Here is an 18,534-nt window from a genome sequence, read left to right as displayed (position 1 = left end):
CAGAAAAACTCAGGTTAACTGTGCAGTTGATTTAGATTAAATTTCAGATATTTATTATATCATTTCAGGTGGAGGAGTGTCTTTTGTAAGATAAATATTTAAGGGAAATTTGATATGATTATTAATTGAATTACTTGATGATAAAGCTAATTGGATTGTGGATATTATTGATGGAACTAAACCATTAATAACTATTTCGGGAGCTACATACATAGCTGAACTTGTCGAATTTTCTTCGGTTTCATTTATTGATTCCTGTAATTGGCAACATCCCTGACAAGAGTTTTCAGGTATATCTTTTTCGACACAAAGATTTTCAGCGAAATAGTTCTGATTGATTTTGAATAGTAAATAATATGTAATATTAGGACTTACCGCAAAGATGAGTACTAAAACGGTTAATGGAATTACTACATATTTATAAATAATCTTAAACATAAAATTATGACGATTAAATAGTCAAATGAATCTCAATATAATTTAAAAATATGCTTGATTATAATTGAAAGATTATTAAAATCATAAGAATTAATTTTATTTATGATATAGTTGCCGATTTGTCTGAAAGCATTTTCGTTCAGTTCATCGCCGACATTTATTATTAATCCTGCGAATTCCTTCGCTTTATCAAGGCTTATATCTCCTTCAAATATCAGTCTAAAATCAGAAAATCTCTCTCTTACAATTTCGCAAACTTCTTCAAAAAGTATCTTATCCATTTCAAGGTCTAGTAATTTCAATACAGTATCTTCTTCCATATTGGTCTGGATTTCAAATCTTATAAATTTCGTAAGTTCATAAGCAAGTTGCTCAAACCTTGCATTTGGTGAAATCCATGCCCGGATATTATATTTCGGAATTAAATCCAAAATAGATTCGATATCTTCACTAATTATCATCAAAGGAACATTATTTAAGGTGATACTTTCGAGCATTATTATTAAATCCTCAATATTTCCTTTTTCTATAATTATCAATTGAGGCAATATTTTTAAATCGTTAATCTGGTCTGTATTATCGAAGAAAACTATGAAATCTCCCGAGCCTGAAGCAATTTTTTTCAAATTCAGTTTAATTTTATCGCTTACGTTGGCAATAATTCCTGTATTTTTAAATGACATAGAATATAATTCATCAAAAAATGTTTGAGGATTTTCGGCTGAATCTACAATACTTATATTATCAAATACTGCTGAAAATTTTGACCCTTCATTAATATTGCTTTCCAACTTAATATCTCCATTCATCAAACCAGCCAATTTTCTTGAAATTGTCAATCCTAATCCTGTGCCGCCGAATTTTTTATTGCTTTGACTGTCGCTTTGTATGAATGCTTCAAAAATTATTTTACTTTGGTCTTCGGAAATGCCAATTCCAGTATCAATCACATGGAAACTAATATTTGATTTCTTACCCATAGGTTTCGAATCAACCAGTATCAATACATAACCGGTTTCAGTAAATTTAATAGCATTACTAACAAGGTTGATAAGGATTTGCCTGATTCTGAATTCATCAATGTAAATAAATCTTGGAGTTGAAGAGGTTATGAAATTTAGCAATTTTATATTCTTTTCTTCTGATTTGAGACTAAATAACCGGTAAATTTCATTAGTCATTTTGAAAATATCAACAACATCATTATGAATTGAAAGTGTACCTGACTCAATTTTAGATAAATCAAGAATATCATTTATAACGTTCATCAGGCTTTTACCACCGGTTAAAATGCCGTCAGCATAGTGCATAAGTTTAGTATCAGATTCATTCTCACGAATTAATTTTGCAAATCCCATTATGGCATTCATAGGTGTTCGTATTTCATGGCTGATATTTGCCAGAAATTCAGATTTAGCCTTATTAGCTTTATCTGCAATATCTTTAGCTTCAATCAGCTCTTTCTGAATATTTATATTTTTTTCAATTTCATTTTGCAATTCAATTGACTTTTTTTCCATTTCAGCTGCATAGTTGTTTATTTGTATTTCAGCGATTTTCCTTGGAGTTATATCGTTGATAATGAATGAATACTGTGGGTTATCATCTTCACTCAAAGACAGATACGATAATACAACATAATGATAATAAGTCTGCCCTTCATAATCAAAGTCATATTCAAAATACACAGAACGATTTTCTTCGTATGCTTCTTTATACTTTGCAAGCCAAATCTTTACGCTTGGATTCTCCAAGTCATCATCTGTAAGTTCAATATAAAAAGGATAATCAGATTCGCTTTTATCCATAAAATCTTTAAAAGACTTATTTCCGGAAATATGCTTAACTTTCTTAAAGTCTTTTTCTACTTCCACAACACCCATTAATAGTGGGTTGGCTAAATAAAATCCTGTAATAAGACGATTTTTCTTCTGAAGTTCTAACTCCTGAATTTTTGAATCAGTGACATCATAAATTTGCCCGTCTATTCTGATAGGAATTCCATTTTCATAGATAATTTTACTTTGATTATGTACCCAGCGAATTTCGCCATCAGCCCGTAAAATCCGGTAATCAGTTTCGAAGAAACCTTTTTTATGAGCTAAGTCAATTTCGTTGAGAACAAGCTCTTTGTCGTCTTTATAAATAATTTCAAACCATAAATTTGTATTTTCATAAAATGCAGATGGCGGTAGTTTGTATATTTCTTCGGTATGATTACTGATGAAAATCAACTTACCATCCATTGTAACCGAGAAAATAACCTGATCTATTGAATTCAAAATCGAGTTTATCAATGTTTCGCTTTCTTTAAGACTTCTTTTAACTTCAAGGCTTTCACTTAAGTCTGTTACAAGTGCATAAATATAATTATCATCAGCCGGATGGGCTGAGAACTTAATTGTCTTTCCAAGCTGACTAGAATTGTAATAGTCTGAATAAGGCTCTTTGGATATTGCTACTTTTGCCACTGAAAGAAGTCTTTCGTAGTTCGGATTTACTTTATTTGCTAAAATATTGCTTTTTAAAAAGACTTCACTTTTTACCCCGATTTGCTTTTCTAAAGAGGCATTGGCATAGATAGGAACAAGTGCCTGAATATTGCCTTCTGAATCATAATCTACTCTACAGATGCAAAAGCCTTCGCTTAGATTCTCGTAAACATTTTTTACGAAGTATTTATTTTCAAAAAAAAAGTTGTTATTTTTCATTGCAGTCAATATTTGTTAATTAATATTTATATGATGTTTTTTAGAGTAATTTATTATAACTTAAAATTTCGAATTGTAAGCCTCTACTGCCGCATAAACAGAAATTCCGGCTGCTACACTTACATTTAGTGAGTGTTTGACGCCGTACATTGGAATCTCAAGTGCAAAATCACAGGCTTCAAGTAATTTGTCATCAATTCCTGTCAGTTCATTTCCTGCAATTATACACAATGGAAAATCTTCTGCTCTAAGGGAATTATAAGGTCGGGATTTTGAGCAAATTTCAAGTGCTGCCACTTTAAATCCTTCGGCTCTAATATTTTTGACAGCATCGAACACATCTTTGAAATATCTCCAATCAACCGTTTCGACTGCTCCGAGTGCAGTCTTTTCGATTTCTTTTCTCGGCGGGTAAGGAGTATAACCACAGAGAATGAGTTCATTAAGTTTGGCTGAATCTGCTGTCCGGAAAAGTGAGCCAACATTGTATAAACTGCGAATATTATGGAGCAAAAGCTTAACAGGATGCTTCTCGGCATTCTTGTAACTTTCGATTGAATGCCGAACTTCTAAAATTTCGTTATGTTTTAATTTCTGCATATTTGAATGTAACTTTTTGTATTAATATGTGTATATTTATAATAGATTTATACACCAACAAAATAAATTTTAAACTTAATCTTTATAGATATAGTGAATTGGTAATACAAAAATAATAATAATTATATTAGGTTGGAAAATTGACGGATAGAAATATGAAAATATATTACAAAATTTTAAAATATTTATTGGCAGTATTGCTGATAACTATTGGTTTTTCAAGCGATTTGAAAGCCGATTTGGATATTACCAAAAACAGGGAATTTATTCTTACATTCCTTCCAAATTATCATAACAACTGGAACAGTAACACTCCATCACTAATCAGACGTGATTCAGTATATATATTTATTTATGCGGAAGTTCCTACAAAAGGTACAATTGAATACCGTGACCGTTTTAATAACCAATATGTTGAAGAGTTCGAAATTCCGAATCCGAGTATAGTTTATGTATTCAAAAGAGTATCGCATGATTTTGCTTTACTTGGTTATAATATTTCTGGAAATATGGCTTTTGATGTCAACATTACCGATTCCGAAAAAATTAGAAGTCTCTCATTTAAGGTGAAAACAGACTTCCCTGTTCAGGTTTACGGTCACAGTGAAGCAGATATGACAAGTGAGTCGTTCAATGTACTGCCGGTAGAATCCCTTGGAAATGAATATTTAGTATTAACATATAATGCAAATACAGATTTAGCGGGTGGCTCAAGAACTCCAAGTCAGTTCGCCATAGTAGCTGTGGAAGACAACACTTCTGTAACAATCATACCTTCTGCTTCATCGTATTTGAACGGTATGAGCGAGCAAACAATTAATATGAATGCCGGGGAAGTATATCTGGTTCAGACTGATTTATCTCCAAATAATCCAGATTTAACGGGTTCGAGAGTAAGGTCAGACAAACCAGTTGCAGTTTTCGCCGGTCAGCAAAGAGCGAAAGTGCCAATTGACGCAAATGGAAGTTTCGTTTCAAGAGACTATTTAGCCGAGCAAATGCCACCAATAGATTCGTGGAGCAATGAAGCTATTGTAGTACCTTTTCAAAGACCATCTAATCTTGAAAGTTCCACCACCTTTTATGATAAAATGAGGGTAATTGCTGCCTATGATAATACAGAGTTGTATGTTGATGGAATTCTATTTACTATTTTGAATAGTGGTGAATTTTATGAATCAGACATTCGGGCAGCGATGCATATTAAGGCTAATGCACCGATTATGGCTGCTGGTTATAAGCGCTCATCTGGTATTTCCACACAAATTACCAGCTACAGAGGTGACCCATTGCTTCAGATAATACCAACACCAAATCAATTCGGCGAATCTTACAGGTTTATTACAATTCAGGCATACAAAAATTTTGAAAGGATTTATGATGAACACTATATCACTATAATCTCAAAACCTGATAACACAGCATCTTTAAGACTTAACGGATTGCCGATAGCTCAGAATATTTTTGCCCAAATTCAAGGTTCGGAATATGTTTACGGTTATATAAGAGTGGGAGATGGCACTTATACTCTCACCGGTGACAGAGCATTCGGACTTTTTGTTTGTGGCTATGGCTATGCTGTTTCTTATGGGTATTATTGTGGAGTTGTTGTTAAGCGAGATGATTATGAAGCTCCTGAGTTGCAGTCATCGTCCGATTGCTTTGAAATCGAAGGACTTGTCACAGATCAAAAGCTTAAAAGCATTACATCACCGGATAACTTTCGAAATAATGTTGCTGTTGAAATTGAATCTTTTACCCCTTATGTTCAGTCTGCTGAATTTAAGGCTGAATTAGTCAACAGATATTATGATGGCAGTTTCAGAATTGTAGCTGTAGATTCAGTCGGTCAGCAAACATCTAAAGATTTAGAAATTCCGGGGTTTACAATTGCATTAGTTTCTGAGCTTGATCCAGGAGAATTTCGTAATATTAAAGCGTTGGAAGATTCGCTTACAGTAGGTGAAAAAAGATGCTATGATTACAAAATTATTAATTACGGCAAATTCCCACAAAATGTTAATCTAAATGGGTTTATCAATAACAACCCGACACTTGAGATAAATCTGCCTGCAACATTTACATTAAAGCCGGGAGAAGAAATTGAATTTGAGATTTGTTTCTATTCAGATGAATTTGCAAATATTATTGATACACTTTTTATTGAAGGTGATTGCAATAAAAGAAATATTCTTGCCCTAAACCTTCTTGCCTCTAAGGATGATGTTGCTCCTCAGGTAGCATCTTTTGCTGACCCTTGCAATCAGTTTATTGAAATTGCAATAACGGACTCACTTCGTACAGATAAAGGAATTGATAAAATCGAGATTATTGAATCAGATAATATTGATGCTGAAATTAGAAAAATTTCAGATAATCATTCTGTTTTAGAGGCTAAAGTTAAAAACCCTAATATTGACTCTTATATCAAAATAAAAGTTACTGATAAAGCCGGTAATTCTACAGAGTATGAGAGAGCCATCCCTGGTTACACTATAGAATTTGATTTAATTAAGAGAATTGATGATAATAATATGTTGCTTGATTTTGGTACTTCTCAAATTGGAATCAGATTTTGTGACTCAGTAAGATTAACAAATTTTGGAAATTACGAAATATTACTTGATAATCCACGACTTTCACAAAATATAAGGTTCTCTCTGCCTGCGTCTCAGCTCCCGCTCGTAATTGAACCAGGAGAATTTATTGACCTGAAAATTTGCTTTTTTGCTAATCAAAGTGATGTGGAAGAAGTCATTGATACATTAACCTTAACTTACAACTGCTTGAATAAATTTATTGTATTAAGTGGACAGCCGGATTCTCTGATTTTCGGTGGTGACACCAAGTGTGATATACCGCTGTTATTTGAGGTTGCCGAGCTTCCGGAAACTGCTTTTATAGGTGGTATATATCCTAACCCTGCAGGCGGAATAGTGAATGTTGATATTAATAATCCAAAACCTCAATCGCTTAATCTAAAGATTTACAACACCAACGGGGCTATACAAAAAAATCTTGATTTTAATCTGCTTGCAGCAGGTTATTATAATATTCCTATTGATGTTTCAAGTTTGCCGGAGGGGTATTATATCATCAGTACGATGATTGGCAGTGAAATATTTGTGAAAAGCTTTGTTATAATCAGATAGCAAATAACAAATAAAAGCGAGTTTAATTCTTAAAAATCGAATATAAATTTATTAATTCGTCAATAATTCGTAATTTTGTAAGTTTATAAATTATAATAGTTGATTGCGATGATTGGCTTTGGTTACGACGTGCACAGATTAGAAAGCGGCAGGAAACTAATTCTTGGCGGAATATTAATAGATGAAAATTTCGGCACAATAGCCCACAGCGATGGTGATGCACTTGTTCATGCTGTAATGGATGCACTTTTGGGTGCTGCCGGATTAGGTGATATTGGCGAGCATTTCCCTGATACAGATCAAAGATTTAAAGGTGCAGACAGTATGCTTATGCTTGATGAAGTCCTGCAAATGATAACAAGCAATGGACTCGAAGTTGTAAATATTGATACCTTAATACAACTAGAGAAGCCGAAACTTAAGCATTTCAAGGATAAAATCAAAATTAATCTTGCCTCAAGAATTGGAATTGATGCCGCAAGAATAAATATCAAAGCAGGAACTAACGAAAAGATGGGCTTCATTGGCAGGTCTGAAGGTATTGGAGTTTTTGCTGTTTGCCAGCTCAGGAAAATATAAATGAGAATTATTCTTGTTTATATTTTTCTTATAATATTATCAGCTGAATTCGTATCGGCTGAAAGCATATATCCATTCAAAATCAATAATTTTAGTGATATTACAGGTGGAGAAGCCGTGCCTGCTTATGAATTATCATCTAATATCAGATACTTTTATATGCTCACATATGATTTCACAAAAGGCAGTGAAAAGATATCAATCATAAATACAGACAACCCGAAAGATAACAAAGGTATAATAATATCAAATTCCAAAGTTGTGGCACATACTTTACACAATAATAATCTACTGATAATATCTCAGGAAAGTGGCGGGATTTATATCTCATTTGTAAATCCTTACGGTACAAGATTCGGAAAACAAATAATTGCAGAGCTGAATATTCCCGAAGATATGGAGAATTGCCAAATAATTGAATTAATTTCTGGTTCGCAGTATTTGCTTAATTTGAACAGCAAACTTTATAAAATTGAAATTAATAATCAACAAACCGAGATTGATTTCATCGTTGATGTAACGGGTAAACTTCTAAAACTAGATAATTCTTCAGGATTTAATAATGTGGAATTTGCGATTGTTGAATCAATCAACGGTGGACAGATTATCAGCTTTTTTGATATTAATTTGCAGTTTCAATTTATGACCAAACTTGTTTCTTATCAAAAAGGAATATGGAAAGACCTTGGTACTATGCTTGCGTATTATACTGTCGCAAGTGACAATCAAACATTTATTCAATTAATTGATAAACAAAACGGACTTATTATTTCTGGATTTTGGATTAATGCTCAGCAGGACAAAATTATTTTGAAATTAACAGATAACAATCTTAAAGCATTCTATATCGAAACATCTTTAGATGGTTATAGTATTTGCCGGGCTGATATTGATATTAATAACCCGAAGGTTGTTCCGGTTTCTATGAATTTGAGCGGGAATATGATAAATCCCTTAAAGATTGACAGATTAAATGACAATTTAGTTGTTCTTTTTGCAAATACAATCATTTTGTTAGATACCGATTTGAATATACTTGCAAAGCAGTTTTATCCTGTGGATAATAAATTAAATAATATTGATAATATTCTTTCTGACCAAAATCGGGTATATTTACTATCTTCCCCAAGTTCAATTCAATTTGATTTAATTGATAATAAATACTGGCATTTAAAAAAAGTATATTCAGATATAAGATATTATCTGTTCCCGATTTTTTTAGGTATTTTACTCATTATATTTATTCAGCTGTATCGCCATCAGCGCCGACTTGTAAGCGAACTGCTTGATTTATCGAACATTGGTCTTCTTTTCGTAGTTGATTCAAGTGGCAGACTCATCAATATTAATAATGTAGCAAAAGATTTTCTCGAAATGAGAAACATTCCACTTCGCAAGTTCTTTTCGTATTATGTGAAGAACTCCAAAGCAGAACCATTTGCTCGGCTGATTAATAAGACATTAGAAACAAAAGACAGTCTGAAACAAAAAATTACAATCAAAATTAATAATTCTGAAACCGAATGGATCTGCAAGACAATTCCCTTAAGAAATATTACAGGAATGTTCCGCGGTGTAGTACTTTCGGCAGTTGATATCACTGAGCAACTCGAACGAAAAAGACTTTCGAACTGGGCTCAGCTTGCTCACGATATGCAGACAAATTTGTCAACAATCAAGCTCAATGCCGAGCATCTTGATATTGAATTAAGCGAGAATAATAAACAAAGGCAGCGCAGAATCATTTTTCAGGTGAATCTGTTGATGCAGAGAGTTCGGGATATTATTACAGTCGGCAGAAGCGACTCATTAAATCTTGAGCAGCACAATATTTGCGAAGTTTGTAACGATGTAAGAAATGAATTTGATGAATTGATGTTTCCAAATGTCAAGTTTGAAATGGACTGCAAACACTTTTTGGTTAACTGTGACAGACCCAAGCTAATACGTGCTGTGCGTAATGCTGCCGAAAATGGCATCAAATCTATGAAAGGTAATCCCGGTACTATTACCATATCTGCATATCATGATAAAAATTTTGCTGTAATCAAGGTTGTTGATACAGGCTCCGGTATGGATGAGGAAACCAAAAGAAAAATGCTTACTCCTTACTTTACAACTGCCGGAAATTCAGGCGGAAGCGGTATAGGGACAATGATTATGCAACACGTCACTGAGCAACACGGAGGTTTTTTAACTGTGAACTCTGAAAAAGGTGTTGGCACAGAAGTAATATTCAATATACCTAATACGTTATCACATAGGAAAGAAAAATCAATAATTGACAATGACTAACTTGAAAGAACATTTATCAGGCAAAAGATTAGCCGGAATTGATTACGGCACTAAGAGAATAGGGCTGGCTGTATGCGATGAACTGCATATTTCAGTAAAGCCGGTTACTACTATAAGTACAGCCAAGAAAAATTATATTGATGAAATTTGCAATATTTTGGCATCTGAGCGTGTTGAAGCTGTAGTTATTGGCAAACCTGATACTTACGACGGAAAAAAAATTGATTTTCATGAGAAAATAGATTCATTTGGCAATGAAATTCAGAAAAAATTTCATGCAGATGTTTATTATACTGACGAATCTTTTTCGTCTATTTCAGCAGCGAGCTTTATGGTGAGCTACGGAATAAAAAAGAAAGACAGAGCCGCTAAAGGTACAATTGACAAGTATGCAGCAGCTATAATTTTGCAGCAATTTTTAAATGAGTTGGAGTAATTCGGAATGAATTTTCAAAAAAAATTATTTTTAATAATATTTATAGCAAATTTTTTCTATCTCGGCAGTGATGCTTTAGGGCAGAAGCAGCAGTTTGACCGAGCTTCATTCTATTCATTCGGAATACGCCTTTTTTCTGAAGCTCATACATTACCTGATATTTCGAATGACTCTGTAAATGTGCTTATTTTCTATAAAATTGCCTATGAAGCGCTGGCATTTATTCAGGTTAACCCTCTTGAGAATCCCGGTCAGTTTCAAGCAGTTGCATCAGTAGAAGTTTTTTTCAGAGATAATTCCGGAATAATCCGAAACAGAAGTCTGCTTTCGGATTCGCTTTGGGTTAGTTCTTATGAAGAAACGCAATCTAAAGATTTGTACAAATCCGGTTATCATATTACAAAATTGGCTACTTCAGAATATACATGTACAGTTCAGCTATTAGACAGATACAAAAAGCCGGCTGACAAAAATGAACTGAAAATTAGTGCAAATCAAAGATTTTTATCACAGAAAGTAATTTCAGACCCAATCTTTGCATTTTCATCCGATAAATTGCCGGCATACAGAGCTGTTCCATTTATACTTGGTAACAAAATCAACTTTACATCAAGTGATGCAAGGATATTAATACCGGTATCTTATAAACCAAACTTCAACGTATTCAATTACAATATCGAAAAGAAAATATTAGAAAGTGATAAATTCTGGAACGAACCAATTAATGTTTCCGGTAGAGCTATACCCTCTGAAAACAGCTATCTTGATGTTCAGTCCGATGACAATTTTCCATTTGTGTTGAGTCTTAAAACAGGTTTCAAATATGATGAAAATTTTGGAAAGGATTTACTTGTCGGAGTGCTCAATATTGAGCTTCCATCAGCCCAGCTTTCTCCCGGTACTTATACTTTGAAAATTAATAACGATACAGAGAATGATTCTGCTCAGTTTGACTTTGATGTGATTTGGGTGGATATGCCGCTTGCATTAAGAAATCCTAAGTATGCAATTGAGACTATGTATTATATCCTTGACGATGCTGAATATAAAGAGATGAATTCCGGCTCGGATGCTGATAAATCACGTAAAATTATGGATTACTGGAAATCAAAAGACCCGACTAAATCAACGCCTTACAATGAAGCTATGACAGAGTATTTCAGACGTGTTGATTATGCTTTTTTTAATTTTCAGACTCTCCGCGAAAAGGACGGCGCCAAATCCGAAAGAGGTAAGATTTATATTCTTCACGGGAAAGCAGATAATATTGAAAAAAAACTTGTTGATGGTAAGCAGTTTGAAATCTGGAACTACAATATGCTTGGAAAAAGCTTCCATTTTGAACTTGTAACTAACGGACTTTATATTTTAAGAGAAATCACAAATATAGTTAGAAATTAAGAAATTAGAAGCATCTAAAAATCATGATGTTGCGGTATTGATTTTGAATTAGATCAAGATTTAAAAAATCAAATCCCCCTGCCTTGTTAAAATTCAGGTTAGGGGGATTAATTTCTAAATAAAAAATGATTACTAAGTAAGCATCAAATTTTATTAAACTGAACATTTACTCTACCGGAGTCTCCACGAGTACTTTTACAGTACGACAATAAGATCTTCCCTCCGGCGAACTGTTGTCATAGAGAAGTTGACTGCTTCCGACATTCTGTAGCGAGAGGTTTGCCGAAGGAACTTTCAAAACCTTTTGAACTTCTGAATTACGTCTTTGAGCAAGCTCTTTATTATAAAGTTCTTCGCCTGTACGGTCTGCAAAACCAGAAATTTCAACATTTGAATTAGGTTTAATTTTGGATTTAACATCCTGTAAAATTCGTTTCTGGGCATCTGTCAAATCTGCCTTGTCATAATCAAACAGAATCAGCGAGAATCGCTCAATACGTTTATCATCCTTGAGTTCCACTCGCTTTTTCTTGATTGTAAGCTGGCTGATTGACAGATTACTTTTAATTTCACCCGTTTTACCGGAATTATCCTCATAAGTGAGAAGTATTTCGACCGGCTCTTCAAGCGAAGGAATTGGCTCATCCTCAACATCCCATTTAGCAGTTTCAATATTACTTTTACCTGAATATTCCCTTAAAATGTGCTTGTTTTGAGATACTTTAATGTTCCAGTTTTTCATTCCGACTTCAGACCAAAGCTCAGGTGCAATCTCGACAATTGGAGGATTTGCAGTTCTGACAATATCCTTCAGATTGAGAGGTGCTATTATATCCAAATCCTGCGATGAAATTTCAACTCTTTGATTTTCTTCGCGTCCTTCGGGCTTTTCATTATTAGCCGGCTTTGCAGGAAGGTTCCTCGATTGTATGCTGATTCTATCAGAAGCAATACCCCAAGTATTAACAAGATAGTCGCGCACAGATTCAGCTCGGCTTTTAGAAAGAATGGAGTTGCCTTTTTCAGTATCTGTATTATTATTTGTACCGGTTAATGTTATCTTGGAGCGTGAATTCTTCATTCTGAAACCAACAATATTTAATAAATCAGAATAAATTTCGAGAGTTTCCCACTTGAGTTTATTTGGGTCAAAATTTGCTACATCAGTAGAATTGATCAAATTCATCGAAGTATTATTCAATTTTGAATCATTTTCCTTGAAAAATACATAAGGTAGCAGAGGAAAGCCTTCTTCGGTTTCTATTTCCTCGATTACTATAGAAGGATTTAGCTGTCGGGTACCATCACGGTTAAGTCCGGTTACTTTTAATGCAGCACGAAGCTCGGCGTCACGGGGATTATTAGTTTCGTAAAATTCGTATCTTGTAGTAATTTCTAATTCAGTATTTTTGTCGGGCTTTTCAAGTGTTATGACATCATTTGAGCGAGTAAGCTTTGTTTCAGGTTTTGAAATACCAACAATTTGATTTACTGTTGTATCTCTAATTATTCTGAACTCCTGTAATTTCCTCTTCTCATCGGGTTTGTATAGCGGAAATTTTACAGCTCCCCCGATATGAAGCTGGTTTACACTCCAACTGACATCCGATACATTATTCAAAGCAAGATAATACCGTAATTCCGGCGAAAATGATGCTCTTCCGAAAATGGGCAAATCATAGCCCGCTCCGAGATATGTGTGAAACTGTACACTGTTGATATTCGGTATTTCCTGATTAGCAGCTTCATTGCGAGCTCTTGTACCTGTTTCTGCAAACACGATATTGCCCGGTCGCAGCAAAATTTCGGATTGATCAAATGTTGAGCTGTTCAAAAATCCAAGCCTGAAACCAAAGTTAAGATTTAATCTGTCTATTGGATAAAATGCAAAACCGGGCTCCAAGGTAATTGCCAATAAGTTGCTCCCGATAGTATATTCAGAAACTGCATCAGTGATATCACCTGTTTCAAAGCCGTCAGAGCGTCTGATTTCAGTATTTCCGATTTTTTCCTCTTGCTTAAGCTCCCCGCTCATACCTGTTACTCCGAATCTTCCGGTAATTCTGATGCGATTGTTGAGCGGATATTCAAAAAGAAGTCCAATCCCGGGACCTGTACCATTGCCGTCTCTAAATTGCGGGCAGCAGTTCGGGTATCCTTCAAGTGCATTAAAATCAGCATTATGCAAATTCAGCATATAAGCCAAATAGCCTCCAACATAAAATATTGGATTTTTAGTAGAATCCTGATTTTGTGAATAAACATTATAAGAAATAAATATCAATATTATTATAAATATGCTTTTTTTCATTTTGTGTCCGCTTATTAATTCAGTATAACAAATTGTAATGCAATAACTTCAGTCGGTGTTTGGAGTTTTAATATATATGTTCCGGAAGGTAAACCGGTTGCCGGAACAGATATTGAATAATCCATTTCACCTGCTTCACTATTTGTAAATTCAGTTACTTTAGTAATTCGTCCAACTGCATCAACAATATCAATAGAATGTACGCCTTTTTCAATTACGACAGCATTTATATTGATTTTCTCTGTAGCAGGATTAGGATTTACAGCAACTGAAGTCCCCATTCCTGAAATTCGGAGAAGCCTGTCGCCACCTTCGTTACATATCTCGGTACGCATTGAGCCGTTGCTTGAAGTAATCTCACCGACAAGTGTTTTCATTGAATATTGTATATCTGAAAATACGATATTTGTAAAGTCAACATCTCCAAGCAGTGTCGAGCCTTCAATTTCAGCAATAAGACTGTCATTTCTGGAAATTGTGATATTGTCAATTTTAAATTCAATTATTCTGTTTTCTCCGTTAAGTGATGAATTAATCAGAGTGCCGCCAATTATAGCCTGTGGATAGAAGACAGAGCGATGCATAGTAATTTTCAGTGATTCTATTTCAAATCCCGCTAAATTATCATCTTTATCTTCGAGTTTAGCATAAACAGGAATTCTGAAATTATTCAGAGTCGGCTCAACTATCATTTGTGGTACTGATAAGTGTACTTTCTTAGATGGAATACCTTCACCCTCCAGATAGAAGACAAATTCCCTGATGCAACCACCAATTAAAATTTTCACAATAATTGAATCGTTATAAAAATCTACGGCATCAGGCGAAAAAGAGACAGTAAACCGCTCCTCACTACCTGCAGGAATTATAATTCCCAATAAATTGCTACTTAAGGTGAATACCGGATTAGCAGGAATATCAAATCCTGTGATTTCAATTTCATAAGGTCCGTTATTGCGTATGATTAATTCGCGTTCTTCAGTCAATCCAACCACAGAAAGCATTTGACTTATTTCCGGTGTATTGTCATATTTACCTTCAACAACTTCTGCTTTTAGAACTACTTTGCGGGTTACATACTGCCCGTTTATATATATCTCAACAAGATATTCAGCAAAATATGTACCTTCGGGAAGATTCTCAGGGTCAAAGAAGAGCTGCGCCCCGCTCTTTGAATTTGGAGATGCCTGAATTGTATCAGGATGATTAAGACCGGAGCCTACATAGAAAAATGCTTCTATTCCGGAATTACTCAAAGCTTCACTTAAAACAACGTATCTTCCCTGAGAAGTGTTGGTATATTTAATTAACTTAAGCTCTCCGGCTTCACAAGGTGAAAATTGTCCGAAGTCAAGAGTATCAATTTTAGTTGTGTCCGCCCAGAAAACAGGATTACCTTCCATACCTTCAAATGCAGATTCTTTTGCAAAAGCGTAATTTGCAGTTATCGGAATCCTTATAGTATCCTCGCAAGGGTCATCAAAAGCGATAGTTATGACACTATTTTGTGGTTGATTTGTAGTATTAATTGTAAAATTAAACGGATAATTTCCGCCATTCTGAGTAATTACATCACCCTGAACAGCAGGCAGTGATATGCTTGCGGTATTATTGGAAGTAGCATTAAATAATTGCTGTGGCAGTCTGGAATTATTGGTTATAACAACAGAAGCGTCAATATCAAAACCAATATCAACAAGACCTAAATTAATATTTGCAGGATTAGCAAATACTTCAAATCCGACAACTTCGGCTCTGAGCCTGACTTCAATTACAGGCGTTTCAGGAACATCTGTTGTTATTCTGAAGACTGCGGTTTTAACACCATCCCCGGCATCTTTTCCATTAATTCTTATATTAAATTGTGTGCCGTCGCCGGGTGTAATTGTAATTGGAGGCGTTTTGGGATTTGTGATAATAAATGCTTCAGGATTATCACCTTCAATTACAGCCGCTGAATTCAGTGTAAATGACGCCGATGAAGAATTCTGTATTGAAATTATCTGGCTTCTCTCATCGCACCAAGGAACTAAACCAAAATCAATTTCGGTTACATTTACATCAATAGATGAAAATACTCCGGTTCCTTCAAGCATTTGAAATGCAAAAAATGAGCAGGTTGTATCTGTTACAATACTTAATGCACTAATTGCAGCTTTGTAGGAGGTATCTGAAGTTGGACGGAATTCGACTCTGACAAGTAATTCCTCACCGGGCTTTAGAACCGCCGGAAGCGGTTTATCGGTTCCAACAACATAGAAAGGCGGATTAATAGGATTAATTTCTTCTATTCTAAGAAGTGACTCGCCGATATTTCTTAAGGAAATATTTCTCGTACTTACTCCACCAATTCTTGTATCCGGAAAAATAAAGTCACTCTCAAGACCTATGAATTCCATCCTTGGTTGATAAGCATCACCTACTCTAAATTCAATAATCCATGGATTTTGTTTTGCAGGGTCATTATGATTAAAAAACAATCTGTTTATAATATTCTCTTTCTGTCCACCGCTCCAGAAAAATTTAACCTTCAAAGTAATTGATTCACCCGGTTCAAGTATGACATCGCCAAGCGGCTCAACAATTTCAAAACCATTATTGCCGAAAATCCAATTATTATTACTTAAATTAAATTCAAGTGTGCCACCGGCTAAATCGTCATTTTTAATTTCAGTTTCGATAAACCTTTCATAGCCAATGCATGTTATAGCAAGATTTTCGGCAACTGTATCAGCGACTAAAATTGGTGATAAGTCCAGAATGAATAAATTTGCTGCTGCCTGAGACATAACTCTTATTGGGTCTTGTAAGTATTCTCCGGTTGCATTGTTTGGCACTTCCTGCATTGCAACCAGGCAAACATATGGAGCATCACTTATTAGCTGGATATCAGCATCCCAGTTACCCTCGGCATCAATATCCAAATTATTAGGGAGTTCAGCCCAATTGCCATCAAAACTTGCAAAGTATAATTTTGAATTTACATTTGGATTCTGTGTTCCGGTAAGAATGAACTGTCTCTTGACATATTGGGTTGTGTCTGTAGAAATACCTTTATATCTGAATCCATCAAATCCGGCGTCGCTTGTTTCAACAATTCCACCTTCATTTGAATCAAAGCCATCAATTCTCAGTCTTCCGATTCCACCACGACGACTGTTTTTCAGACCACCATCAATATTGATAATATTATTATTTAATGTAAGTTTTGAAAGCAGATTAACAGCACCACCTGAGCCACTACCACCAAACGGTTCAGGAGTTCTTTCAAGATTGACATGAAGCCCTGAGAAATCAAAGCCATCAGCACCTTTTGCAGATATTTTAAGATTTGATATTTCAGTAGCAAATAGTGTGACTGCACCACCTCCACCACCGCCATTTCCGGCAAAAACTCCAATGCCCTGAGGATTTCCGCTTGCTCCGCCCGAGCCACCGGCAAGCGGGATATTCATAGCATTTCCATGTTCCTTACCTCCGGCGCCACCGAATCCGTCACCTTCGCTGCCATAACCACCGGCACCACCTTGCCTGACTTGATTAATTCCACTACCACCGCCATATTCACCCGGAGGATTACAATTATTTGCATTATTACATGAAATACCTGATGAACCAAACGGATGGCCTGTACCACCACCTACTGACTCATAAGCAGCATTTGGTGGAAATGGGACTCCATTAATAGAATTGCCACCCGCTCCGGTACCTGAACCCGGATTTCTGAAAGCGTTGGAAACGAGTGGTAACCCTGCATTATTTCTACCACCGGCACCACCGCCAACAAACCCGTCACCACCATTATCACCATTACCGGCAGCACCATCATAAAATCTGCCACCGCCGCCACCGCCGCCGGGACCTGCATTTATTCCCGGAGCATCTACTGATAAAATCGAACTTGATGTGCCACCGCCAATTACTTTGCCTTTAACAAGTAATACAAATGGAAGAAATCCTTGGTTCCCGGTAGTATTTGGGTCACAGTCGGCTGTTGATACAGTATAAGTAAAGTTTCCAAGCTTTAATGAGTCGAAAATCATGGCTCCACGTGGCGACCTTGTGCCTAAAGCACCTACGCCGAATACGGTTTGGCCTGCATTTCCGGTGCCATCAAAATACGGTCTTGAAAGAACTACATAAAAAAGCTGCTCATTTGACTTCTGTCCATTAACCTCAACTACAAGCGGGATTCTGAATTCAGGTCTAACTGTTAGAGCATCAGTCGAGTTTGGTTCAAGTTCAGGATTAATAAATACCTGAGTAGATATAAGTCGCCCTTCCCAACTGACAACAACAGGACCAATCTTGACTTTATCGGCATCAGCGATGTTTGCAGGCAATACTCTTACCTGGTCGCCAGGATTATTGAGATACAAGCCATCAGTACCAAAATTGCCTTTAAGATTATAAGGAGAAACAAATTCAACATATACGTTCATCGCAGGAGCACCAATATCCGGTAGGATATAAGAAACTTGGGGCTGTGTTTGCAAAAGTCCGACTGAAAAAATTGCAAAAAATGCCAAAAATACAGTAAACCATTTATTCATAAATCACCTAAATATTATTTTCTTATTTACATTATTTTCTATGAGCTGTTTTATAATT

General features: G+C 35.3%; 10 protein-coding genes. 5 read left to right on the top strand and 5 right to left on the bottom strand.

The genetic code is table 11. From position 1 onward, the window contains the following. Positions 1-54: 54 nt before the first annotated feature. From KF896_10455 to KF896_10445, 3 genes are read right to left on the bottom strand one after another with little or no spacing between them, the layout of a single operon-like run. Complete coding sequence (locus KF896_10455) at positions 55-438, bottom strand: hypothetical protein (GenBank protein ID MBX3044125.1); 384 nt, start codon at positions 436-438, stop codon at positions 55-57. 32 nt (positions 439-470) lie between these two features. After that, positions 471-3,149: a PAS domain-containing protein gene (locus tag KF896_10450; GenBank protein ID MBX3044124.1), complete on the bottom strand. Its 2,679-nt coding sequence runs from the start codon at positions 3,147-3,149 to the stop codon at positions 471-473. A gap of 60 nt (positions 3,150-3,209) precedes the next feature. Continuing rightward, positions 3,210-3,749, bottom strand: a complete 540-nt coding sequence (locus KF896_10445) for an RNA methyltransferase (GenBank protein MBX3044123.1) — start codon at positions 3,747-3,749, stop codon at positions 3,210-3,212. Between the two features lie 155 nt (positions 3,750-3,904). Here KF896_10445 and KF896_10440 point away from each other — a divergent pair, with 155 nt between their 5' ends. The 5 genes from KF896_10440 to KF896_10420 all read left to right on the top strand — a co-directional run bounded on the left by KF896_10440 (position 3,905) and on the right by KF896_10420 (position 11,612). After that, positions 3,905-6,901 carry a T9SS type A sorting domain-containing protein gene (locus KF896_10440; GenBank protein ID MBX3044122.1) on the top strand — a complete coding sequence of 999 codons (2,997 nt, stop codon included), beginning with the start codon at positions 3,905-3,907 and terminating at the stop codon, positions 6,899-6,901. A 108-nt stretch (positions 6,902-7,009) separates the two neighbouring features. Beyond that, positions 7,010-7,480 carry a 2-C-methyl-D-erythritol 2,4-cyclodiphosphate synthase gene (gene ispF / locus KF896_10435; GenBank protein MBX3044121.1) on the top strand — a complete coding sequence of 157 codons (471 nt, stop codon included), beginning with the start codon at positions 7,010-7,012 and terminating at the stop codon, positions 7,478-7,480. Beyond that, positions 7,481-9,775, top strand: coding sequence for a PAS domain-containing protein (locus tag KF896_10430; protein MBX3044120.1), 2,295 nt, complete (start codon positions 7,481-7,483; stop codon positions 9,773-9,775). Further along, positions 9,768-10,211, top strand: coding sequence for a Holliday junction resolvase RuvX (gene ruvX / locus KF896_10425; GenBank protein ID MBX3044119.1), 444 nt, complete (start codon positions 9,768-9,770; stop codon positions 10,209-10,211). The genes KF896_10430 and ruvX overlap by 8 nt, the downstream gene beginning before the upstream one ends. 6 nt (positions 10,212-10,217) lie before the next feature. Continuing rightward, a complete protein-coding gene (locus KF896_10420) occupies positions 10,218-11,612 on the top strand; it encodes a GWxTD domain-containing protein (protein MBX3044118.1) in 1,395 nt (464 codons plus the stop codon). Between the two features lie 166 nt (positions 11,613-11,778). Here KF896_10420 and KF896_10415 read toward each other — a convergent pair whose 3' ends face one another. Then, positions 11,779-13,923: an OmpA family protein gene (locus KF896_10415; GenBank protein ID MBX3044117.1), complete on the bottom strand. Its 2,145-nt coding sequence runs from the start codon at positions 13,921-13,923 to the stop codon at positions 11,779-11,781. A gap of 14 nt (positions 13,924-13,937) precedes the next feature. Continuing rightward, on the bottom strand, positions 13,938-18,476 hold the full coding sequence (locus tag KF896_10410) for a choice-of-anchor D domain-containing protein (protein MBX3044116.1): 4,539 nt from the start codon (positions 18,474-18,476) through the stop codon (positions 13,938-13,940). Between the last annotated feature and the right edge of the window lie 58 nt (positions 18,477-18,534).

This window comes from Ignavibacteriota bacterium (assembly GCA_019637995.1).
In the GTDB taxonomy this organism is placed as follows: Bacteria; Bacteroidota; Ignavibacteria; order Kapaibacteriales; family UBA2268; genus JANJTB01.
This window is presented reverse-complemented; position numbering and strand designations above follow the sequence as displayed.